19 protein-coding genes and 1 pseudogene are annotated in these 21899 nt (G+C 65.0%); 10 read left to right on the top strand and 10 right to left on the bottom strand.

Features of this window, described 5'->3' with window-relative positions; translation table 11 throughout:
* The 4 genes and pseudogenes from GP2_RS15395 to GP2_RS15380 all read left to right on the top strand — a co-directional run.
* Window positions 1-212: pseudogene (locus tag GP2_RS15395) on the top strand (hypothetical protein); the annotation flags it as partial.
* Window positions 213-232: 20 nt separating this feature from the next.
* Entirely contained in the window at window positions 233-427 is a 195-nt protein-coding gene (locus tag GP2_RS15390; protein ID WP_006901457.1) for a hypothetical protein, read from the top strand.
* Between the two features lie 32 nt (window positions 428-459).
* Window positions 460-654 carry an antitoxin VbhA family protein gene (locus GP2_RS15385; protein ID WP_006901456.1) on the top strand — a complete coding sequence of 65 codons (195 nt, stop codon included), beginning with the start codon at window positions 460-462 and terminating at the stop codon, window positions 652-654.
* Window positions 655-664: 10 nt separating this feature from the next.
* Complete coding sequence (locus tag GP2_RS15380) at window positions 665-1408, top strand: Fic/DOC family protein (RefSeq protein WP_006901455.1); 744 nt, start codon at window positions 665-667, stop codon at window positions 1406-1408.
* A 140-nt stretch (window positions 1409-1548) separates the two neighbouring features.
* Here GP2_RS15380 and GP2_RS21680 read toward each other — a convergent pair whose 3' ends face one another.
* Window positions 1549-1908, bottom strand: coding sequence for a hypothetical protein (locus GP2_RS21680; RefSeq protein WP_006901454.1), 360 nt, complete (start codon window positions 1906-1908; stop codon window positions 1549-1551).
* A 218-nt stretch (window positions 1909-2126) separates the two neighbouring features.
* Between GP2_RS21680 and GP2_RS15370 the strand changes: the two genes are divergently transcribed.
* The 6 genes from GP2_RS15370 (at window position 2127) to GP2_RS15350 (ending at window position 12371) form a co-directional block, all read left to right on the top strand.
* On the top strand, window positions 2127-2678 hold the full coding sequence (locus tag GP2_RS15370) for a hypothetical protein (RefSeq protein ID WP_006901453.1): 552 nt from the start codon (window positions 2127-2129) through the stop codon (window positions 2676-2678).
* A gap of 155 nt (window positions 2679-2833) precedes the next feature.
* A complete protein-coding gene (locus GP2_RS21675) occupies window positions 2834-3274 on the top strand; it encodes a hypothetical protein (RefSeq protein ID WP_006901452.1) in 441 nt (146 codons plus the stop codon).
* 74 nt (window positions 3275-3348) lie between these two features.
* Complete coding sequence (locus GP2_RS15365) at window positions 3349-8628, top strand: helicase-like domain-containing protein (protein WP_006901451.1); 5280 nt, start codon at window positions 3349-3351, stop codon at window positions 8626-8628.
* A gap of 448 nt (window positions 8629-9076) precedes the next feature.
* A complete protein-coding gene (locus tag GP2_RS15360; RefSeq protein ID WP_006901450.1) occupies window positions 9077-9577 on the top strand; it encodes a plasmid mobilization protein in 501 nt (166 codons plus the stop codon).
* On the top strand, window positions 9577-11607 hold the full coding sequence (locus tag GP2_RS15355) for a relaxase/mobilization nuclease domain-containing protein (protein ID WP_006901449.1): 2031 nt from the start codon (window positions 9577-9579) through the stop codon (window positions 11605-11607). The genes GP2_RS15360 and GP2_RS15355 overlap by 1 nt, the downstream gene beginning before the upstream one ends.
* A gap of 83 nt (window positions 11608-11690) precedes the next feature.
* Window positions 11691-12371: a hypothetical protein gene (locus GP2_RS15350; RefSeq protein WP_006901448.1), complete on the top strand. Its 681-nt coding sequence runs from the start codon at window positions 11691-11693 to the stop codon at window positions 12369-12371.
* Between the two features lie 240 nt (window positions 12372-12611).
* Here the strand turns inward: GP2_RS15350 and GP2_RS15345 are convergent, their stop codons facing one another.
* From GP2_RS15345 to GP2_RS15310, 9 genes are read right to left on the bottom strand one after another with little or no spacing between them, the layout of a single operon-like run.
* A complete protein-coding gene (locus GP2_RS15345; RefSeq protein WP_006901447.1) occupies window positions 12612-13022 on the bottom strand; it encodes a hypothetical protein in 411 nt (136 codons plus the stop codon).
* 28 nt (window positions 13023-13050) lie between these two features.
* Window positions 13051-14106, bottom strand: coding sequence for a hypothetical protein (locus GP2_RS21305; RefSeq protein ID WP_006901446.1), 1056 nt, complete (start codon window positions 14104-14106; stop codon window positions 13051-13053).
* Between the two features lie 9 nt (window positions 14107-14115).
* Window positions 14116-14583 (bottom strand): DUF4913 domain-containing protein, encoded by a 468-nt coding sequence (locus tag GP2_RS15335; protein WP_006901445.1) that lies wholly within the window; start codon window positions 14581-14583, stop codon window positions 14116-14118.
* Window positions 14580-16406: a TraM recognition domain-containing protein gene (locus tag GP2_RS15330; RefSeq protein ID WP_006901444.1), complete on the bottom strand. Its 1827-nt coding sequence runs from the start codon at window positions 16404-16406 to the stop codon at window positions 14580-14582. Before GP2_RS15330 ends, GP2_RS15335 begins: the two co-directional genes overlap by 4 nt.
* The gene (locus GP2_RS15325; protein WP_006901443.1) at window positions 16406-17077 is read right to left on the bottom strand and encodes a hypothetical protein; all 672 of its coding nucleotides are present in this window, start codon (window positions 17075-17077) and stop codon (window positions 16406-16408) included. Before GP2_RS15325 ends, GP2_RS15330 begins: the two co-directional genes overlap by 1 nt.
* Window positions 17077-17808 (bottom strand): hypothetical protein, encoded by a 732-nt coding sequence (locus tag GP2_RS15320; protein WP_006901442.1) that lies wholly within the window; start codon window positions 17806-17808, stop codon window positions 17077-17079. The genes GP2_RS15325 and GP2_RS15320 overlap by 1 nt, the downstream gene beginning before the upstream one ends.
* Window positions 17809-17858: 50 nt before the next feature.
* Window positions 17859-19718: a peptidoglycan DD-metalloendopeptidase family protein gene (locus GP2_RS20960; protein WP_006901441.1), complete on the bottom strand. Its 1860-nt coding sequence runs from the start codon at window positions 19716-19718 to the stop codon at window positions 17859-17861.
* Window positions 19715-20026, bottom strand: a complete 312-nt coding sequence (locus GP2_RS21300; RefSeq protein ID WP_006901440.1) for a helix-turn-helix domain-containing protein — start codon at window positions 20024-20026, stop codon at window positions 19715-19717. Before GP2_RS21300 ends, GP2_RS20960 begins: the two co-directional genes overlap by 4 nt.
* Window positions 20023-21879, bottom strand: a complete 1857-nt coding sequence (locus GP2_RS15310; RefSeq protein WP_006901439.1) for a putative type IV secretion/conjugal transfer ATPase — start codon at window positions 21877-21879, stop codon at window positions 20023-20025. The genes GP2_RS21300 and GP2_RS15310 overlap by 4 nt, the downstream gene beginning before the upstream one ends.
* Between the last annotated feature and the right edge of the window lie 20 nt (window positions 21880-21899).

The raw sequence follows: 21899 nt of genomic DNA, 5'->3' as shown, positions 1-21899 counted from the left end.
TCGCCGACAGCGCCGACCTGCCCTACCTTGCTGCTGCCCTCATCGACGCCTGGTACCGCCGCGGCTACACCGCACTCCTGGCCCGCATGCAACAAGTCACCCAGGAACGCCCCACCGCCGAACTCGCCGGCCACTGGACCGCCCTCACCACCCACCAACAAGCCGCCGAAACCCGCTGGCTCGCCATCCGCGACGCCTTTGCCCGCACCTGAACCGAAAGGGACACACTGCGATGACCGACGACGACCCCGACGCCCAGGACCGCGAGATCCAGGACCTCGCCGCTGACATGCGCGAGCGCGGCCGCAGCTGGGCCGACATCGCCCACGACCTTGCGCTGCCCGAGGCAACCGTCAAACGCGCTGTCGGCCACGCCTACCAGCGTGCCGCTGAACTCGCCGCTCGCGACCAGATCGCGCTGTTCTGACCGGTAGAATCGACACAACTGAGGAGGTAGGCATGGCAGCACCACGCACCACCGACACCCGCACCGAAGACGAGATCCTGGCCGCCGCAACCGCCGGCCACGTCATGGCTGGTATGCCGCCCACCGACGCGGACGTCGCCGCAGCGCGGCGAGTGCTGCGCGGAGAAACCACCGCCGAACAGGAGGCAGCCCAGTTGCTGGCCGAGTTTCGCCGCCGCCGGAGCTGACGCCCTTCACATGACACCACAAGACCCCGAGGCCGGGCAGGTACCTGAGAACCTGCCCGGCCTTACGGATCCGCAAGAGTTGCGAGAATTCGAACGCCGCATGGCGTTCGTGCGAGTCAACGAACTCGACCGAAACCCCGACCTGGTCACCGGCGACTTCGACTTCCCACATTTGCAGCGGATCCACGCCTACATCCTTCAAGACGTCTATCCGTGGGCTGGGGAACCTCGTCGGTACGGCCAAGAGACGATGGCGATGGGAATGCCGCATTGCCGCGCGGAGTTTCTCGACGCCGAAATACGCCGCGTGTTCACCGCGATTGACCGTCATCGTCCCTCTCCCGATGATCGCGACGCTGCGATCGTCACCGTCGCAGATCACTGGGGCGAACTCACCGGCGTACATCCATTCCGCGACGGGAACTCCCGAAGCCAACGCCTCTTCTTCGACCGCTATCTTCGCCAGTCAGGCTGGGCACTGGACTGGACACAGATCGACGCCTCCGCCGTGCACGCAGCACGCCACGTCGCGATGGCCACCGTCGACTCCAGCTATCTCGCCGCCACACTCCGTCCCGGAATTCACCGCCTGGGCGAGGTCCCGACCGGAACACTCATAGCAACCCAGGACACTCGCGATGCCAGCCGCTCGGTCGAGATATTCCGAGCGATGATCGACCACAAACGTGCAGGTCGAACCGCTGACACCTTCACCCTCTTCCCGAGAGAGACGTCAGCAGAGACACCCGCATAACGCGCCGCCCGCATCGCCAGCCGCGGAGTCTCACGAGGATCACCCGCCGCCGGTTCATCGGCTACGGCGAGCAGCCAGCGACCCCGCACGGCACCGCAGAGCCGATCACCTTCCCAGGACCGCGGCCGATAACTGCTTCGTCACTGGTCAAGCAACTGATGAATGCGTTGGCGACTCACACCCAAAATCGCAGCAACGTCCCCGAAACTCTCGGCCAGACGGCTGTCGAGGAGTCCTCGCGCGACCTCGCGCCGCACTGTTTGCGCATGGTCCTGAGCCCGTGCGGCCAGTTGATCTGCGTTGTCTACTCGCTCGAGGAGCTGTTGGATGCCTTGCGGCCACTGGATTGTCGGCGGCTTGTCGAAGGTCGCGGCTAGGAAAGTCGGAATCGAGCGCAACCGCAGTAGTGGTGATTCGTCTTGTCCGTCATTCCAGGTCAGCACCCATCGGTCGAGCTCGCTGATGTGCACCGCGCGCACAGTCGTTGCCGCGTTATTCATGTCTCCCACGATAAGCAGAGTGTCAATAGCCTATTGACAGCTGTCCTGTGGTGTTCTTACACTGCCCTCACGGGCAGCCATGTAATGCTGAGCACAGCCGAGTTGAAGGCAACCCAACTGGAGGGGTGACAGCATAGATATGGCTGCCGATAAGGAAGGCCCGGCCATCACGGGGGGCTTGTTCGATCTTGATCTGTTCGATGATGAGGGAGGGTCTGATGGGCGCGGTGGACGTGCTGAGAGCCCAGCTGCGGGAGCAAAGTCCGGCGTTGTCGGACAACGAGATTCAGGAACGACTGGACCGATTTCGGGTGCAGTTGGCGGACCTGATCGAAACGCAGGCCCAGCTACTGATCGAGCAGTGGCGGGACGAGAATCCGGGTCAGGAGCCGGAGTTCGAGGATCTGCGCAGGTTGCAGACGCGGGCCAGGATGATCGCGAACGAGGTGCTCAGCGACCAACTCCAGGAGTCGGCGAGGGAGCTGGAGGAGGAGCCAGAGGAAGAAGTGCTGGCGTATCCGCAGATTCAGCCGGGCAACGCCGTTTATCAGTGGATTCACGAGAATCTGTGGGTGAAGGCGAGCTGGGACTCGGATTGGTTGGCCGAGCAGCTGTGGCCGGACAAGTCGCCGGCGTGGGTGGTCCGCGCGGCCGGTCTGATCGAGGCGAGGACAATCGACGGGCTGCCGCTGCCTCAGCATCGGGACGATCCGGTGGCCCGCGAGGTCGCGGCCGCCGTCGACGCCGCCCTGGCGAAGAGGATCAGCTAAGTCTTTTCGACTCCGCCGAGGATTTCCGACTACCGACCGATCCGGCGGTCATCGACCCTGGTGGCTCTCCCCTTCCGCCCGCCGATCCCACCACGCTGCCCAGGGTTGACCAGGCCGAGCGTGGTGTGCCGCTGTCGCAGTGGTCGAGTACCCGAGTGGAGCTCGCGCAGCGCCCTGACGGCAGCATGGTCGCCGTTCCGGCGCACACCAACGAACTCACGCCGGCACCCGAGGGTGAGGGGATCGCGGATCGGCCCGCAGGGGTGGAACCGGATTCGGCTGGCACTATCACTTCAACGCCTGAGACGAGTGGTGTCTCAGGCGAGGTGTCTTCTGTCCCCGCTGTGCGGTTCGATCATCCCGGCACGATCCTTGTTCCGTCGGGTGCGAAGGCGCGGGCGAGGGCGAACATCGCGGCGGCTCGGATCGCGGTGCGATGCCGTGACGAGAATCGCTACGCGACCCCGGCTGAGCAGCAGGTGCTGGCGCAGTGGTCGGGTTGGGGTGCGGTGCCCGACATCTTCGATCCGAACAAGTCGAACTGGACAGATGAACGTGCCGAGCTGCGCGAGCTGCCGAGCTGCGCGAGCTTCTGAGCGCCACCGACTATGACTCGGCTCGCCGCTCGACGCTGAACGCCCACTACACCGATCCTCGTCTGGTGGCGGCGATGTGGGATGCCTTGGGCGAGGCCGGTTTCGCCGGTGGTCGAGTGTTGGAACCCGGCTGTGGGTCGGGCACGTTCATGGCGATGGCGCCCGACACCGCAGTCATGGTGGGCGTCGAGAAAGACCCGATGACTGCGCAGATTGCTCATCTGCTCAACCCCCAAGCCCAGGTTCGCCTCGAGGGATTCGAGACGACGACTGTCCCCCAGGGTTCGTTCGCTGCGACGATCGGTAACGTGCCGTTCGCCAAGACGGCGGTGCACGATCCGGTCTACAACCCCGACTACCGCTACAACCTGCACAACCACTTCCTGATCAAGTCGTTGCACCTGACCGCCCCCGGCGGGTGGGTCATGGGCATCACCACGCACTCCACGATGGATGCCGTGGGGGCTGCCGGTGTTAAAGCGCGGCGTGAGATGGCCGAACTCGCCGACCTGGTCGGCGCGGTGCGGCTACCCAGTAGCACCTTCCGCGAGGTCGCCGGTACTGATGTCACCACCGACCTGCTGATCTTCCGTCGCCGAGAGGAGCCGTTGGCTTCCAACGCCGAACCCGATTGGGTGCAGACCCGGATGGTCGATCTGATCGACCGCGACGGGCAGTCCAAGGCGATCGCGGTCAACGCCTACTTCGCCGATCACCCCGACCGGGTTGCCGGCCAGATGCAGATCTCGCACGGTCTCTACCGAGATGGCTCCCTCACTGTGGCCGCCGACGAAGCGCAGCCGAGCATCCCTGAGCATGTGCGGGCAATCCTCGACGACATCGTCGCCGAGGCCCGCCGTGACGGATTGACCCACGCACCGATCGTGACCGCCAGCGCAGAACAGGACACCGAGGCATTCCGCGAGGGTCTCGCCGATGCCGCAGAACTGTATGCCGGTGTCCCGATCGCGGGCACGGTGCGATGGAACACCGAACGCAACCAGTTCGAGAGCTACGTCGCTGCCGAGGGCGCGCAACCTAGCTGGGAACCGCTGGCAGTGCCGAAGTCTCGCGTGGCCGAAACCAGACATCTGTTGGAGTTGCGTGATCTGACCGTGGCAGTGATCGGCAGCCAGACCAGCGGCGCGGAGCTGTCGGTGCGCAACGATCTGCGGGCCGCACTCAACCGCTCCTACGACGCCTACGTCTCCACCTACGGTCCAATCAACCGGTTCGTCGAGCAGGGCGGCCGTGAGCGCACCGACGCCGAAGTGCGCGAACGCATGGTCACGCTGGAACAGCGGTGGCGGATCAAGAACGGCACCCGCCGCCTCGACGCCGACGGCGAGCCGATCCTCGACACCAAGGGCAAGCCGATCATTGACCCGTACCCGGGAATGCTGCCGCCGGAGGAAGCCGAACGTATCGCAGAGGAAGCTGCGCAGCCCACCGCAGTGCAGTTCCGCCGCAACCACATGCAGAAGCTACGTGACGATCCGATGATGGCCACACTCATGGCGATCGAGATCTTCAACGAAGACACCCAGACCGCCCGCAAGGCAGCACTGTTCCACCGCGACGTGTACTCCCCGCCGGCACGAGTCGAACGTGCCGACACCCCGCAGGACGCCGTCGCGATCTGCCTGGGCGAGAGCGGTCGCGTCGACCTCGGGCGGGTGGCGCAACTGCTGTCCACCGACCGTGACGATGCCCGCGAACAGCTGCGCGGGCTGGTCTATGCCGCCGTCGACGGCTCCGACGATCTGCTCCCGGCCGCCGAGTTCCTGTCGGGCAACGTGCGCGAGAAGTACGCCGCCGCCAAGACTCTGCTTGAGGAGGCGAGCGATGACCGGCTCCGCCGCGACCTGCGCGAGTCGATGGAAGCACTGGCCGAGGTCATCCCGCGCGACCTGCAACCGAACGAGATCGGTGTGGTCAAGCCCGGTGTCAACTGGGTCGAGGCATCTGACTACGCACAGTTCGCCTCCGAGGTCCTCGGGGCAGGTCGGGCGAAGGTGGAGCGCGGTGCCGGGCACTGGACGGTCAACGTCTCCCAGTACAGCGTCGACGTCGACAAGTTCTACACCGACTTCGGTGCCCCCAACGAGGAACCACGCAAGGCTCGCACCGCCGGCCAATTGTTCGAGTCGCTGCTCAACCAGGAGCCGGTGGTCATCAACAACTCCACCGCAGATGTCGAGCAGGGTGCGCCGGTCATTGACCAGCAGGCCACGCTCATGGCGCAGGTGCAGATGGCCAAGATCGCCGACGAGTTCGCGCAGTGGGTGTGGTCGGATCAGGACCGCACCGAACGTCTGGTGCGCGTGTTCAACGACCGCTTCAACTCGTTCGTCCCCGGCAAGTACGACGGCACTCACCTGTCGCTGCCTGGAGTGTCGGCGGAGTTCGAACCGCACCCCTACCAGCGCAACGCAGTCGCCCGCGCGCTCTCGGAACCGACGGTGCTGCTCGATCACGTTGTCGGTGCCGGCAAGACCGGCACCATGTTCATGACCGCGATGGAGCTCAAACGCCGCGGGCTGGTCAAGCAGCCGTGGATTGTGGTGCCCACGCACTTGATCGAGCAGGTCGCCCGTGAAGCCAAGCAGTGGTATCCGGCGGCCAATGTGTTGGCCGGCCGCAAGAGCATGGACGCCGAGGCCCGACGACTACTGGTGTCGCAGAGCGCCACTGCCGACTGGGACATGGTGATCGTCCCGGCGTCGGTGTTCGAGCTGATCCCCACCCATCCGGACCGGCAAACCAACTACATGCGTGCCCAGCTCGCCGAGTTGGAACACCAACTGCACTCCGGTGGCGCACAGGAGCCCTCGACCGTCAAGCGCATCGAGCAGGCCAAGGAGCGACTGGAGCAGCGGATCAAGTCGCTCACAACAGGCAAACGCAGCAAGGACACCGGCCTGTATTTCGAGCAGACCGGCTGTGACTACCTGATCGTTGACGAGGCCCACGGCTACAAGAACAAGGCGCGTGAGTGCGCGATCGACTCGCTGTCGCATCCCGGCTCGCAGAAGGCGGAAGACCTGTCGCTGAAGCTCAGCCATCTGCGTGAGCTGGCCCAGGGGCGCGCCACGTCGGAGGGACGGTCGGTGCCCAGCGGCGCGGAGAAGGTGGCGATGTTCGCCACCGGAACCCCGATCGCGAACTCGTTGGCCGAGGCGTGGGTGATGCAGCAGTATCTGCGGCCCGATGTACTGGAAGCCGCCGGGGTAAGCAGCGTGACCGACTGGGCGGCCACGTTCACCAAGACGCGGCAGGAAACGATCACCAATTCCACCGGCACCCGGTTGCAGGTGGTGTCGACGGTCAGCAGCTACAACAACCCCAAAGCGATGTACGCGCTGTCGCAACAGTTCACCGATGTCGTCACCCGCGCCCAGGTGCCCGCGAAGCTGCCGCGCTTCGACGGCCGGCGGATGATCACCACCGAACCGGGACAGGCTGTGCGTGACTTCATCGCTGACCTGGAGTACCGCGGTGACCATCCCGAACCGGATGCGCGAATCGACAACCCGCTGAAAATCCTCAACGACGGCCGCAACGTGGCCCTCGACCCGAGGCTGGTCGGACTCACCCCCGAGAAGGGAACCACTCGCGCCGAGACTGTTGCCGACGAGATCGCTCGCATCTATCACCGCGACAGCGACCGCACCTATCTCACCGAGGACCGCAGCACCGTCGCGGAGTTGCCGGGCAGCTTCCAGATCGCATTCTGTGACCGGGGCACGCCCAAGCCCGACGGATCGTGGACGGTGTACTCGGCGATCAAGGATGAGCTGATCGAGCGCGGTGTGTCGGCCGAACACATTCGATTCATTCACGACGCGAAGACACCCGCGCAGCGGTTGAAACTCTTCGATGACTGCAAGACCGGCAAGGTCCGGGTGCTCATCGGCTCCACCGAACGCATGGGCACTGGAGTCAACGTGCAATCGCGACTGGTGGCACTGCACCACATCGACGTGCCGTGGCGACCGGCCGACCTCGAGCAGCGCGAGGGCCGCATCCTGCGCCAAGGCAATCAGAACGAGGACGTCGAAATCTTCCAGTACGTCACCGCCGGCACCACTGACACAGTGATGTGGGGCAAGGTCGAGATGAAGTCGAGGTTCATCGACGAGTACAAGATGGGCCAGCTGTCGAACACCGACGAGCTCGGCGAGATCGACAGCGAATCGTTGACTGAGGCTGCTGCTGCGACCAAGGCCGCCGCGACCGGCGACATGCGGTTCATCAAGATGGTCGAGCTCGAAGACGAAGTCAGCAAGCTGACCGCGATGGAGGCTGCGCACCGCGACACCCAGGCACATGCCCGCCGACGCGTAGGCGTGCTCGATCGCGACATCCCTGCGAAGCAGGCGCAGATCGAGGCCCTGGCCGAGATCACCGCCGCGATCACAGCGTGGGAAGACAACGGCCGCCAGTTTGCTGTGCTCGACGGGCACGGCAACAGCACAACGTTCGATGAACGTCCCGAGCGCAGCGCCGCACTCATGGAACGTGCACGCGAAACCTACTTCGGACTGAAAGGTCGGGGCGCTGCGGGCTACCGTCCGATCGCCACCTTCGGTGACACGGGGATACGGCTGGACATGTCACGCTCGATCGAGGGCGACATGACCTACTTCCGATTCAGTGGCCCAGCACTGAAGACGCCACAGTATCTGCCAAGCATGGACAGTGAGGTGTTCACCAAGCCCGCCGGCCCGGCGACCGCATCAGGGTTCACCACGCGCGTGGAGAACAACTTCGCCAAACTGGCAACGCTGCCCGACCAACTCGCGGTCGATGTCGATGACATGATTCGGGAACGAGACATGCTCATCCCCCGCATCGACACACGGTTCGAGCACTCCGATGCACTACGCGACAAGCGAGTCGAGCTCGAACAGATCAAGTCGGCTATCGCCGCCGAAGCGAGCACACCCGAAGCGCAGGCTGCACGTGCAGCCGCAGCCGAACGACTCAAAGTCGCCGGCCGCAAGCCCGGCTGGTCGCTGCAGTGGAACCCGACCAACCACATGGTCGAAGAAGCCGGGCTCAACTCCCGCGAGGAGTACCGCGTCGCGGCGCAACGCATCGAGGAAAGTCGCGCCGCCGCGTATGCCGCAGAAAAGGAAGCAGCTGCATCCCCGACTCCGAATGGTGACGGAGGCCGCGCCGACACACCGCCACCGATGACCCCGGCACAACGCGCAGCGGCCATCGCCTCCCGGGGAGTCGCGCGTACCTCGCCGGTGACCGGAGCACGACGCACTCCGGAATCACCCGGCGCAGCCGCGGGGCGCCGCGACGCCCAGCGTCCTCGAGATCACGGCGGACCCTCACGGTAGTACCTCGCGGTAGTACTGCGGTTTGCTCTTCTGGCCCCGTCGAGACAACGGTCTCGGCGGGGCCAGATGCATTCACGGCCACAGGCCGGCATGGCGCGCCCGCACCGGGCCCTTACCGCCATCTGCGGTGAGCCGAGAGCATCACCCGAACACCTCCCCGCCGCTGTCCCCAGCCGACGTTTCGCCACCAGCTTGCGGACGGCGGGTCGCTGTTCCAGCGGCGGAAAACGACCACGCTGCGCGTGGACTCGGTAACCCCGCGCGCACGCGCGCTCACCCTGAAAAGCACCCGCCTCGCGGGAGCAAGCTATGGTTTAGGTGCCCTAAACCCTTGCTCACCGTCCCTGTCGTCGGTACGGTGAGGATCGAATAGTCCCCACGGTGGTGGGGTCGCTGCGCTGGGCGGACGGCTCGTGAGGCCGGGAAGAGACGCAGAGAGGAGGCACCGATGAGTCGGAGTGAAGACTCGGCAGGTGCGTTCCTGCGGCGTCGGCGGCGCAACCATCCAGGTGGTCGAGATGACCGCATCATCATCAAGGTGACGGCTGCCGAGAAGCAGGACTTGCTCAATCGGGCCGAGGATGCGGGATTCGGTTCGGTGCAAGAGTTTCTGATGGCTCGCGCGGTCAATGCAGAGGCCGGCGGTGGCATCAGTTACGCCGAGAAGTTGGCGGCGTGGAAAGAAGCGACCGGGATTCGCAACCTGCTGTCGGGTATCGCGGTCAACATGAACCAGATCGCGCGGCACGCCAACACCGACAAGGACATCCCGCCCGACTTCGAGCCTGCGGTGAGCGCGGTGCTGCGTACGGCGGATCGGGTCCGCGACGCATTCGGTGAAGTGTTCGCGGTGTCGTTTCCTGCGAGTCAGCACCACTCCCCGACCCATAACGGGGAGCGACCGAGCGGGCCGATCACTTTCGCCGAGGGCGAAGGCTGGACTGTCTGATGCCGATCATGCCGGCGATCTCATCGGGTGCGCGGATGCAGGGTTTGGTCATGTACTTGGCAGGTCCGGGCAAGGCCAACGAGCACTCCAACCCGCATGTGGTGGCAGCATCGTCGCGCAGCGTGTTCGCCGCTGGTGGTGCGGGCGCGGGGATGAACCGCGAACACGCCTACGAACTCGGTCATGCCCTCGATGAGGCGCGGGTGGTGTTCGGTACCGAGGTCACTCGCCGCGACACGGCCGCGCTGAAAGCCGCCCAGGAGCGTGGCGTCAAAGGCAGTGCCGCGATCGCCGAGGCGACCCGCGATGAGAACGTCTGGCACTGCTCGCTGTCGTTGCCTCCCGACGCCGAAGCTTTGGATGATGCGACGTGGTCGGCGATCGTTCATGACTTCATGGAGGGCATGGGGTTTGACGATCCGAAGGCCGCTGACTCTCGCTGGGTGGCCATTCGTCATGGACTGACGAAGAACGGCGGCGACCACATTCACATCGCCGCGTCCCGAGTTCGTGATGACGGCAGTGTGGTCGCCAAGTGGCGTCCACACCCGACCCGCGGTGGCAACGAAGGTGACTTCGCCCGCGCGCAGCGAGTCGCCCGCGAACTCGAAGTGAAGTACGGCCTCGAAGTGCTGTCTAGCTACAACAAGGACATGGCCAGCCGGGGTCGTGCACACGCCCAGGACGGTGCCACCAAACCGGTGCTCGACGCCGAGGGCAACGTCGTGCGCGAACCGCGGATCGCTGAGTCACCGTCGGTCACCCTGGCGCGGCGGGTGCGTGCTGCGGCGGCCGCCGCTGAGAGTGAAGCCGAGTTTGTGCGCCTGGTGCGCGCCGACGGACTGGTCATTCGAGCTGCGCGCTACGACAAGACCGATCCCCGCGCCGTCACCGGATTCAGCGTCGGGTTGCCGGCCACCGAGTACGCCAACAAGCACGGCCAGCCGGTCATGCACGGCGGCAAGAAACTCGCCGAAGACCTCTCACTTCCCCGCCTCCGCGAAGGATGGATCGACGACGCCAACTCTCGGGCCGATGCGCTCTCGGCCTGGGACCACGCAGACGAACGCGCCACGACACCACGCGAGCAGACGGCACCGCATCAGCGTGCCGCCGACGACACCCAACGCGCTACCTCCGACGCGGAGGTGGCGGCGCGGCTACGCGCGATCCTTACCCCGCTGGCCCAGTCTGCGGCCACCGAAGCGGATTACGCCAAGGCGTTGCGTAACCATCCCGACGTGGTCGCCCGACCTCGTTACGCCAAGGGCTCCACAACCGAGGTCACCGGATATGCAGTCGCGTTGCACACCCGGCTTGCGCGCGGCGCTGACGGCAAAGAGATCTGGCGCAACGCCAGCTACCTCGGTGGCGGCCTGGCCCTCAAAGACCTCCGGCAGCGGTGGCCCGACAGCGACAACCACCGTGCCCTCGCGGCCTCTGCATGGTCGCGCTCCAACCGTGCATCGGCGGCACGCGCCGATGACAACCCGCTCGCGCACAGGCTTCACGACGATGCCCGCCGTTGGCAGCGCACCGTGACGTCGATCAACGACCCGCACTCGCGCGCATGGCACGCGGTGGCCGCCGATACTGCCGGCGCCGTTGGTGCAGCTGCGCGAGGTCTCTCAGGTGAGCAGGCGCAGAGTCTGAACCAGCTTGCCGACGCGCTTGGTGCTGTGTCCGGTCACCGCCGCCCGACTCAACCGCAAGCGGTCCGGTCGTACACGTCGGCCCGTCGCGTTGCCGCGACCATGCTGGCCGCCGGCCGCGACGACACCTCACTGCTGTGGCTCGCCGCGATGAAGCAGGTGCTGGCCGCCAGTAAGGCGATCAGTGAAGCGATGGCTGCGCAAGGACATCACCGCCACGCTCGCCATATCAACGAGGCAATCGGAGTGACCCAACGGCGTTTTGAAGGGCAGGACTACGCGCCTGCACGAGTGTCCGCTCCCGCTGCACTGCAGACCGTTCCGCGGACCGCCACTAACCGCGCAGATCCTGGGCGGAATCGCGGACCTGGGCGGTAGCTTGCGCGAAGATGCGTCAGTGGCCGTCGGTGGCCCGGAGAGTCCGGAGAGCGACGTCGGTCCCTGAGCTTAGAATCCCACAGGTGGGATTTTCAGACGCTGAGGCGCAGATTCTTGCTGAGGCGTACCGCGGAACGAAGAACCCTGTGGCATACCTCGATGAGTCGTACCAGGCTCCCGATCCGATAACGGCCCATCGCTCCACGTTCTATCTCTTCACCGCAGTGATCGTCGCGCACGAGAGCATGGACGAACTGCGGGATGGACTCCGGCAAATCGCGGATTCGAATTGGTGGCACACTACTGACGCGTTGCAGGAGCCTCGGGGGTTGGCCGCTACGAAGGACATGCTGGACTTCCTCGCAGAAGGCGGTGAGACATGTGTGGTTGCCCACCAAGTACCTGTCGATAGTTCCGATCACGACGCCGAAGAAGCGAGGCGCGCCTGCTATCGCGCGCTAGGAACTGAGCTCGCCGCGGGGAAGCCTGGCGGATGGGACCCGGTGGAGTTGTTCGTGCTTGAAAAGCGGAACCAGAGCAACTTCCGCAACAAGGACGCGAAGAACCATAAGGAGCTGGTGCGGGAGCAGGCCATCCCCCGACATACGCGCCTACTTCAAACATCCCCGTCGATCGAGCGTCTTCTGTGGCTACCCGACCTCGTGTCCGCTGCATACCGTCGGACAATCACGCACAGCGATGCTAGTAGCGAGCTGTTCGAAATCGTGAAACAGAGAGTTCACTTCATTAACGTGACGCCTTGAGGGGAGCAGGTCCGTCCAGAAGACCCCTCAAAAAAGGAGCAGCCCCTGGCTGCCGTAGCTACACCGAGGGGCCTGATCGACTGTCCGGAAAATCCAGAGGGCCGATTCATTGCTCGCAGTCATAGTAACAACACCACCGTGTGAAGTCATCCCGCAACTCCACGACGCGCGATGTACGCAGGCGAGGACTCGGTGTCACCTTCAAGGTGGCACCGAGTCCAGAGTCGTCTGCGGCTTGGTTCAGCCGGCCATTCGGACGTCGGTTGGATCGTCGCTTTCAGCGGTCGGCTCGGTGTACTGCGCGGAGGTGGCGGTGGTGGGGGTCGAGCTGCGACGCGGTCGGCGTGGACTGCTCGTGCGGCCTCGCCGGGTCCCGGACTGGGTGGTCAGCGGTGCGACGCTGAGTAGGTCGAGCTTGGCGGCGGGAGCGCCGTTCTTCTTTGCCTCCTTGACGAGCTGGGCCAGTTCGGCCAGGCGCCGGCGGTCGGCCTCGAGGAACTCGGTGCGGGTGGCCTCGATCTCGGCGGCGAGCCGGGCAGCCGGTTCGAGGGCTTCGCGGCGGCGACGCTGCCGGTCGGCGAGGGCTTGTGCTTCGGCGGCGTCCTCGGCTTCGAGTTCGGCGAGCAGATTGGTGGGGTCGAATGTGGTCATCGGTGTCTCCTTATGTGGTTGTAGGTGGTCACATTCCGCGGTCGCGTTGACGATCGGCGCTCTTGCCGCCGCCGGTCTTCGCACGTGCCTGGCTGCGCGGCGGTGAAGCCACTGCGGCACGTGGGTTCGTCGGATGGTCGCGGGCGGCCGTCGCTGCTGCGCGGCCCGGTGCTGTTGAACTTGCCGTACCGACGCGTTCTGCTCTGCTCATCGACTCAGGTCGAAGGCCCCACAGGGGCGGAGGGATGTCGAGCGGGTCCCCTCGATCCGGCGCCGACTCCGACTGGGCTGGTGTCTCGGCCCGCTCGGTGGCGATCTCGGCGTTGTGGGTTGCTTCGGCGGCCCGCTGATCGGCGGCCTGCGCCTGTGAGAGCAGCGCTGCAACCTGGGCTCCGTCGCGATCGACGCTGTCGCTGCCATCGAGCGTCATCGTCGGAGCGGCAGTGGAGTTGGGGCCAAGACTGAATGGAGTGTCCGGAATCTGCAAGGATGTCCCCAGCGATTCTTCGTAGCGGCGGCCCGCTTCTGCTGGGTCCATGCGCATCAGTTCGTCCGGATCGAGTCCGAGATTGCGGATCTGTTCGCGGAGGTTATCGCGCACGTTGGCAGCCACGGCGGCCTCGTCGGCGTATCGGTGTGCGAGGTCGAGCACACCCACGACTGCGATGCCCTTCGTGCTTTGTGCCCACTGTCGGTCATAGGTGCGATCGCCGAGACGACGAGGGTCGAGCCGGGCGTCGGATCTTGCGTCACGGAGCGGGTCCTTTTCTGCGGCTTCCGCTTGGAATCTGGTGACCAACTCATCGGGGCTGGCGGTGCGCCAGAACTCCGCGTCTGCCCGGCCTTTCGCAAGGTCATGGCGGGCACGTTGTTGCACTTTGCTCGCGGTTCGGCTCAAGTCTTCACTGGCCTTGCCAGAGGCGGCCAGTTCGTCAGTATCGGCACCTCGGGCTGTCCGGTCACGCTGTTTGGCGGCGAGTTTCGCCCATGACTCGACTATGGAGGAGCCGTGCGCAATGGCGACCGCCAGTGCGCGCTCCATTGTCTGTTCGAGCTCGCGGGTTTCGTTGTCGTGCTCTTCCATCGGGACTCCTTAACTGACGGTTTCGGGGGCGAGGGTGCTCATGGCCATGCGGAGGTTCAGATCATCCATCTCCTCGGTGGGCAGGGATTCGGCCGTGAGGTCGGGGCTGTGACCGCGGTCAACCGAGCACCCCTCGAAAGGTCCGTCGGTGGCGAACAGTGCCGACATGTGGTGGTCGGCGTGATCGCGCCACCACACGCTCATCCCGGTGCCGGGGTCTAACCGCAGCGATTCGTATGCACGCCATAACGCCTCGAGGCGCGACACCGCTTCTGGATGCTCAAACCAGCGAGGACACCAGCGGCGATCCTGCTTGTGGGCGACTTTGCGGGCGTACAGGTACACCAGGTGGGTCTCCACGAACTCATAGACCGAGGTGAACTCCGGCTCCGGTGCAGCAGCCTCGTCGGCGGCTTCCCCGTCACAGTCGGCATCGACGTCATCGAACTCTTCATCCAGGAACAGGTCATCGGTCATCGGAGCGCTCCTTCGGAGTGAACAGGCGAGGCGGTCACCGCGCCCGCCGGCGCAGACGTATCGGGGCTGTACTCGGCGAGCGATTGCTTGATCAGGTCGGCGTATGGCTTCTCCCACCACGGGACCGTTTTCAGGATCGTGGGCGGGTTACCAGCGGAGAACAGCAGCAGCCGACCGCGCGGCCAGGCCGCGAGGTCACTGGGGTTGAAGATGTTCTCGCGGGTGACATGCCGCGACACCGACCGGTTTCCGCCGCCCTTGCCACCTCCGCTGGAGTCAGAGACGTTGCGAGCCAGCCGTTCGTACTGTCCGGTCAGCTTGGTGAGGTTGTCCAGGTATGCAGCCTCGCGGACGTTGCCGCCGTAGATGTAGATGTTCGATGACGATTCGAGCAGCTTCATCGGTCTCTCACCGAATACGCCGATCCCCTGTGACCAGGATTGAAGGATCGTCATGATGATGATTCCTCGTGAACCGAAGTGCGAGTACAGCTTCGGCAGATCGGGCCAGCGCACGACGTTCGCCGCTTCATCGAGCGCACACAGCATGGGAACCGGCAGCCGGCCACCTGGTGAGGCGGTGGCTATGGCCTCGGCGGTTTTGGTAGCGGCCATCGTCAGCGCAGCCACCAAGGGGCCTACCGAGCCGACACCCTCACGCGAGAGGCAGTACAGGGTCTCGCCGTTGCGGATGTAGGAGTCCAGGTCCAGCTCGGGTCGCTGATCCTCATCGTCAACGGGGGCAACCCACTGCCGGACGTTCCGGCCGCGCAGGCACTTGGCCATCTTGATCGCAGTACCCCAGATACCGTCGGCCTGCTTTGACGCATAGTTGAGTCGAGCATTGAGGGCTTGGGCAATCATCGGGTACCCGTGCTCATCGAGAATTGAGACGGCTTCGTGCCCGCGATCTCGCACTACCAGCCGCTCGTAGACCACGGTGATCGACTCGCCAGCAAGTGCGGATGCCAGGATCAGGTTGGCGAGCAGGTCCTCGCCCTCGGGGTCGAAGTAGGGATCCTTTTTCGCGTCGAGGCCGTCGTCTCCGGCGGCGAACAACTGCGCCAGCTCCTCAGCACGGGTCTCGTCGGTGACGTAGCTCAGCGGGTTCCAGTACCACCATGGTTCTTCGTTGGCGACCGACTGTGGGTCGAAGACCCACACCTGCCGGGTGGGAAGGCCGTCGGCGTCCCGGAACTCGCGCACCAACCGGGTGTGGTCGAGGTTTCCGCGCTTGTTCTCCGTGGCCAGCACAGGTCCTGGAGCTTCACAGATTGCCGGGATGATCCGCGAGGTCGATTTGCCCTGGCGGGGACCCCAGATGTCGAGGTGCATGTCCTCCCAGGACCCATAGACCGGAGTCCCGTTCAATGTGTTGCCCAGCGGAACGCCGACGGCGCTGGAGAACTCCGCAGGCATGGCAGCTTCGGTCACGCCGAGGGACTTCGCCTTGGACCCCACGGCCTTCGCGGTCACCGATTCGATGTCCTTGCCGTTGCCCAGGTGCTGCTGTGCGCTGTCGACGCGGGTGCGGTTGGTCCGGCGTTGCTGCCACCACCACGCTCCCCCGCCGACGAGGCCGATGATGACTGCAAGCAGCAACACCGTCCATACGGTCGCTGCCAGAGGCCACTGAAGGTCGCCGGTAGCGAGTTTGATGGGTACCGCGAACGGATTGCCGGGGACCGTCTGCCCTCCGGCGAGTTGCACCGCCGCCCATGTCAGGATCGCGATACCTGTCACCACGCCGGCAACGCTGAACAGCATCAGGTCGGCGCCACGATGCCCAGAGGGCTCCCTGGTCTTACCCGGTGCGCTGGCCATTATCGTGCCCCGCTGTTGGCGGCCAGAAGGTCGGTCAAAGAAACCTCACGCCAGCTACGGAATCCAGGCAGCCGGCACACCTCCAACGCTGGGTTGTCTTCGCCGTTGTCCACCACCTCGATCGAGACGAACACCTTGTGACGCAGGCTGTCTCGCTGTACGGAATCGGCTGTGACATGGTGGTTGGACACCACCAGCCGCAGCCCGATCAGCTCGAGGCTCTCCTGTTCTCGGGCCTGCCCGGCGAGATAGATCGCCTTCCGGGCCGCCGAGATGTCGGCGCTGTCCTGATCGGTGACTCGGTCATTCTCATGGAACTCTCCGTACCAAGGATCTTCACCGTCTTCGGAGCAGACCGCGAACGAGTCCACCTCGCTGTCTCCGGCGGCATAGAGCGTCACCTGTGGCGCGTCGGCGGCCTGCTGTGCCATCTCTTCGGTGCGGGCGTCAAACGCTTTCTGGCGCAGCTCGTTGTAGTCGACGTGCAGTTGTTTGCGCAGCTCGGCCTTGAACTTGGTGAACAGCGAGGGGGTATTGAGGCCGTTACCCTCGGCCCAGGCGAACAGCTCGCTGTGGCTGCTCATGGCCTTTAGTGCCTGGCTGTTTGCTCGTACGGCGTCACGTGCGGCGTCCCAGTCGGCGGCGTCGTTGGTGCTCTTCTTGCGAGTCATTACGGGTCCTTTCGGTCGGTGGTGGTGGCGGTGCGGATTCGGGGTTGGACGGCTGGGACGAGCTGGCTGATCGCTACGCCGCCGGCGGCGACGAGAAGGATGGAAGCGATCCAGGTGGGTGCGGTGTGGCTGGTTCCCATCGCGATCACCAGGCAGGCCCCGATCAGGAACACAAGAAGCCGGAACAAGGTGGTTCCGCCGGGTGTGAAGACCGTCATGACGACGGAGGCTGCGATGGCGAGCACTGCGAGCCCGGCGGCGCAAAGGGCGGCGGTGCCGGTACCGGGCAGTATCGGTGGGCCGCTGTCGAACTGGTCCCACACCTGTGCCGGTACGTGCGACGAGAAGTAGCGCAGCAGCCACACCACGAGTGCGGTGACGATGCTGGTGGCTGTGACCACCACGATCGTTCCGCCGGTGAGTCCGATTACTCCGTCGCGTGCGGTGGGTTCGATCGGGCGGGCCGGTGCTCGTTGGCCGGTGCGGTCGAAGCCGTAGCGGTTGAAACCGGCCCGGTCGTACCCGTCGCGGTCGTAGCCAGCGTCGTTGTATCCGTCGCGGTAGAAGCCCTCGCGGTCCCGGCCGTCGCGATCCCACCCGTAGCGGTCGAATCCCCACTGGTCGTAGCCCTGGGTGTCGTATCCGTCGCGGTCGTAGCCGTTCGCGTCGAGGCCGTAGGCGTTGTATCCGTCGCGGCCGAAGTGGTTCGACTTGTCGAAGGGAGTGGTCATGGTGATCCTTTCAGTCGAGTCCTGGCCTGCGTGGTGATTGGGTGTCGCTGTCATCCGAAGACCCACATGTTCTTCAAGCCTGGGATCGGGGTGGAGAACGCCGAGTTGTCCGGTGTTCCGTTCGGTCCCTTCAGGTTCGGGGCGGGGTTGGCGACGACGATCTTTCCGTCGTCGGTGACGCCTCTGGCGGTCACGATGTGTCCGCCGGGGCACGGGCAGAACGGTGGCGGGAATCCTCCGTCACCTGAGAGCACGAGCTTCTTGCCGTTCTTGAGTGCGGCCACGGCGGCGGCGTAGTCGGTGCCGATGGACCGGACCGGGACCTTCCACTTCGGTTCGATCTGGTCGAAGAACGACCACGACAGTCCCTCGGCACCCCAGGCACCCTTCTCCACCGCGTACTTCGCCACGACCGGCGGAGTGATCGAGCTGTCGGTTGTCGATGCGAGAATCATCGCGATGGAGGTGGGGCCGCAGCCTGCTTCAGCGATCGGGAGTCCGTCGACTTGCCAGCGTGGATCGTTCTGTGAGTAGTACACCCATGATCCGTTCGGCGCGGCTGCCCCGGACCCTTCGCTACTGTTCTCCCCGCATTGGTTGCCGGTGGACGATCCTGAAGATGGGAGTCGGGTGCCTAGCGATTTCTTCGTCTTGGCATCGACGATCTGGTTCGACTCAGGTAGCCAACCCCGCTCGAAGTTGGTCGCCATCAGCCAGTAGCCCATTCGCACGTAGTCGCCGTTCTGACCGCGCGCGAAGTTGGGGAGAACTGCGCCCTCGACGGCGGTGCCGTCGTTGCCGTTGTAGTTGGCCATGTAGGTCAGCAGGCTCTTCTTGGCCGGGTTGTGTCGGTAGAACGGTTTGGTCGGATAGTCGACGGCCGGGTTCCCGGTCTCTCCGTGGATCACCGGCAGGCCTGCGGATCCGGGCGAATGGTTGAACGCGGCGTGCACCGCGTCCTCAGGATTACCGGGGTCCTTCACGCCGTCACCGTCGCCGTCATAGCCCATCGACGCCCAGGACGACGGAATGAACTGCCACGGCCCCTTTGCCGCCGACGACGACGTCGCCCACCCGTTCTTGCGGTACTCGGGCCATCCGCGATTCTCTGCCCACAGGGTTGCGGCAACAATGCGCCGGTCAGAGTCGGGATGCTTGGCTGCGGCTTCGTTGATCAGTGAGCGCCACGGTTCGGGGACCGCTTCGGGCAGTGGTTCACCGGCTGCCGGCCGGGCCGCTGGGGCTTCGGTCTCCGGTGCCTCGCTCGACGGTTCTTCGGTGTGCGGCACCACTGCGGCCATGTTGCGTACCCCGCCCGAGCTGCGTGCCTGTCCGGGCTCGGAGGCACCGTTGAGCCACGGTTGTGGGTCGATGGCTGTACCGCCGAACCGGCCTCCCTGCCACACCTCGAAGTGCAGGTGCGCACCCCCAGGGCCGGGAGGGCTGACTGAGCCGTTGTAGCCGACCCGCGCGATTTGCTGGCCGGCTACGACCTTCGCGTTTGCTTTGACCAGGAGGTCTTGGGGGAACATGTGCCCGTAGACGGTGTCGACTCGTTTGCCGTCGATGGTGTGTCGCAGGACGATCCATTCACCGAACCCTGACGCGGGGCCTGCTTGTTCGACGACCCCGTCGTAGGCGGCGTAGATCGGTACTCCGGGCTGTGAGCCCAGGTCGATGCCCTGATGAGGTGATCCCCACCGCATACCGAAACCGGAACTGAGGTTGTAGGTGCCCTTCTTCATCGGCCAGGTGCGCTGACCGGGATTGCCGCCAGATGGGGTTTCGCTGACGCCATTGGAAGGCGTGCAGTCGATCACAGTGCCGCCGAGCATGGCGACGATGGCAACTGGTATCGCCACCATCAGTGCCACGGCCAGTGCCACTGCGCCTTTCGCGACCTCGTTCATGGAGGAGTACCTCGGTCTTTGAGGGCTTCGACGAGGTTGGCGTTGAGTCGCTGCAAGGCCCGCATTTGTTCGCGGGCTGCGGTCAGTTCAAGGTTTGTGCCGGGCTGTTGGGTGTCCTGTTCATCGACGGCCCCCCGGTACCAATTCCTGACGGTGTTGGGATGCACAGATAGTTGCTTGGACACCTCGCAGCACGCAGCCCACACTGACACCGTGTGCGGCAATAGCTCACGGACTGCGGACACGGCCAGTTCCCGGATCTCGGCGTCGATCCAGCCGTAGCGGCGGGTGGAATCGGGCGCGCTCATGCTGCACCTGCTCGGCTGGTGACTCCCTTGAAGCGGGAGTTCGTGTCGTGCACCGCTCCGCTGGCTTCCAGCGGGGTGAAGTTGAGGCGGAAAGCTATGCCGGGTCGGTTGTCCTCGCCGAACTTGAGTAGGAACACCCCCTGCCCGTGGGGCCGGGGACGTTCGGCAGCACGGTCGCCGACCCGCATGCTGTTGCGCAGCTTCTGCAGCACCGACTCCGATGGTGGTGGTGTCGAAGCCGCCGACGTGACCAGGGCGCGCTCTGCGGCATTGAACTGTGTCACCGCTGAGAGCCGGTCGAGTTCCTCCGGACCGACCGGACCAATGAACTTCAGCCGTGCCTTCTCCAAGAAACCGATCGCCTTGTTGGCGTCGGCCTGCGACTCGAACGCTGACAGATCGGCCACCGAGTGGGTGATCATGACCAGCGACACCGCATCCGAGCGGTTCAGGCGGACCAGAGCATCGACGCGATCGACGATGCCAGCACCGGAACCGATCACCTGCCACAACTCGTCGATGATGACCTGGAAGGTGCGGCGCGGCCCCATGCCGGCATCGGCAAGGACGTGGGCTGCCTCGACTGCGCCGAACCCGTCGGACCAACACACCAGCAGCAGTGCGGCTTTGAGCTTCTTGTCGCCCTGGGGAACACGGGACACATCGACACAGACCGCCGGGGCGTTCACGTCGAGTGGCTGGGTGGTTTGACCGTTGAGAACTTCGCCCAGTCGACCGCACACCAGGGCTCGTAGCGAGCGTCGCAGCGGGGCGGTGACCTCGACGTAGGCCTCTTTCCATTCCACTGCGGCGTCTTCGTAGAGGGCGGCGTTGCCTTCCTTGATGACTTCGTAGAGGTCCTCGAGGATCGGCGGGTGAGCGCCGGTGAATCCGCGGCCGCCGTCGGACTCTGGCCGGTAGAGAATGTCCAGCGCTGAGGACAGCAGGGTTTCTTCGAAGTCCTCCACTGCTCGTCCGCGGTTGATCTCGACCAGGCCGGCGAGGGTCGCGACCTGGCGTGCACGCAGATCCGCCGCCACCTGCACGCGCAGATCGGACAGAGTGGTCAGCCGTTTACGCTGCTCGTCGCTCGGATCGGTGAGGGCCTGGAGTGCTACGACTTCCTCACTCAGCCGGTCCAGGACGGTGCCAAGCGCTCCGGCGGCCAACGGGTTGATCTTCTGATGTCCGTAGCCGCCGGTCACGACCTGTCCGCCGTTGGCTCGGGTCAGCTCGGCGTAGTCGGGCTTGATGTCGCCAAGGAACAAGGAGGTGTGGCCTTGGGCCATGTTGCCCAGTGCCAACCGGCGAACCAGCGAGCTCTTGCCGAAACCATTGAGGGCCAGCACGAACGCGACCGGTGCCGTGATCAGTCCGGCCAGAAACCACGAGAGTGGGTCGCACCCGAAATCCTGCCCGGTTCGCAGGTGAGAGCCAAGCGGGGTGCCGAGTAGCGGCGACGATGCTCCGATGGAAAACGGCCAGAACCCGCCCGCCACCTGGGCGGTGGTGGCGCGCCATTCGTGCATTTTCAGCACGATGTTGGTGCGGCCTCCCCCTGCTCCAGCCGCGCCGCGATGGCCAGGGTCCCGGCCTTCGACGTCGAATCCGCCCTGCTCGACTACGCGGGAAACTGCGCGTACCCGCCGCCGATCCTCGGTGGCCAAACGTCGACGTGCCGTGCGCCCGGCCAGGCCCGTCTTGGTGGCAGCAGCGAGTTTCAGTTCCGCGTACCGCTGGGCGGTCAGCACCAGCACACCACCGACACGCACTGTGTCGGGCACTGTGGCCTTCTCGACGGAGATGGCTGCGGAGTCGGCGCGGTGGCGCGGGGGCACTCCCAATGTCGTCATTGCTCGCTAGGTCCTCTCAG

Source organism: Gordonia paraffinivorans NBRC 108238, from assembly GCF_000344155.1.
Taxonomy (GTDB): Bacteria; Actinomycetota; Actinomycetes; order Mycobacteriales; family Mycobacteriaceae; genus Gordonia; species Gordonia paraffinivorans.
The sequence above is the reverse complement of the archived record's forward strand: the minus strand, read 5'-3'. Positions and strand labels throughout refer to the sequence as shown.

What these genes read in the sequence shown, in the direction of transcription:
- GP2_RS15390 (WP_006901457.1), top strand. Translation starts at nt 233, where the DNA reads ATGACCGACGACGACCCCGACGCCCAGGACCGCGAGATCCAGGACCTC.
- GP2_RS15385 (WP_006901456.1), top strand. Translation starts at nt 460, where the DNA reads ATGGCAGCACCACGCACCACCGACACCCGCACCGAAGACGAGATCCTG.
- GP2_RS15380 (WP_006901455.1), top strand. Translation starts at nt 665, where the DNA reads ATGACACCACAAGACCCCGAGGCCGGGCAGGTACCTGAGAACCTGCCC.
- GP2_RS21680 (WP_006901454.1), bottom strand. Translation starts at nt 1,908, where the DNA reads ATGAATAACGCGGCAACGACTGTGCGCGCGGTGCACATCAGCGAGCTC.
- GP2_RS15370 (WP_006901453.1), top strand. Translation starts at nt 2,127, where the DNA reads ATGGGCGCGGTGGACGTGCTGAGAGCCCAGCTGCGGGAGCAAAGTCCG.
- GP2_RS15365 (WP_006901451.1), top strand. Translation starts at nt 3,349, where the DNA reads ATGTGGGATGCCTTGGGCGAGGCCGGTTTCGCCGGTGGTCGAGTGTTG.
- GP2_RS15360 (WP_006901450.1), top strand. Translation starts at nt 9,077, where the DNA reads ATGAGTCGGAGTGAAGACTCGGCAGGTGCGTTCCTGCGGCGTCGGCGG.
- GP2_RS15355 (WP_006901449.1), top strand. Translation starts at nt 9,577, where the DNA reads ATGCCGATCATGCCGGCGATCTCATCGGGTGCGCGGATGCAGGGTTTG.
- GP2_RS15345 (WP_006901447.1), bottom strand. Translation starts at nt 13,022, where the DNA reads ATGACCACATTCGACCCCACCAATCTGCTCGCCGAACTCGAAGCCGAG.
- GP2_RS21305 (WP_006901446.1), bottom strand. Translation starts at nt 14,106, where the DNA reads ATGGAAGAGCACGACAACGAAACCCGCGAGCTCGAACAGACAATGGAG.
- GP2_RS15335 (WP_006901445.1), bottom strand. Translation starts at nt 14,583, where the DNA reads ATGACCGATGACCTGTTCCTGGATGAAGAGTTCGATGACGTCGATGCC.
- GP2_RS15330 (WP_006901444.1), bottom strand. Translation starts at nt 16,406, where the DNA reads ATGGCCAGCGCACCGGGTAAGACCAGGGAGCCCTCTGGGCATCGTGGC.
- GP2_RS15325 (WP_006901443.1), bottom strand. Translation starts at nt 17,077, where the DNA reads ATGACTCGCAAGAAGAGCACCAACGACGCCGCCGACTGGGACGCCGCA.
- GP2_RS15320 (WP_006901442.1), bottom strand. Translation starts at nt 17,808, where the DNA reads ATGACCACTCCCTTCGACAAGTCGAACCACTTCGGCCGCGACGGATAC.
- GP2_RS20960 (WP_006901441.1), bottom strand. Translation starts at nt 19,718, where the DNA reads ATGAACGAGGTCGCGAAAGGCGCAGTGGCACTGGCCGTGGCACTGATG.
- GP2_RS21300 (WP_006901440.1), bottom strand. Translation starts at nt 20,026, where the DNA reads ATGAGCGCGCCCGATTCCACCCGCCGCTACGGCTGGATCGACGCCGAG.
- GP2_RS15310 (WP_006901439.1), bottom strand. Translation starts at nt 21,879, where the DNA reads ATGACGACATTGGGAGTGCCCCCGCGCCACCGCGCCGACTCCGCAGCC.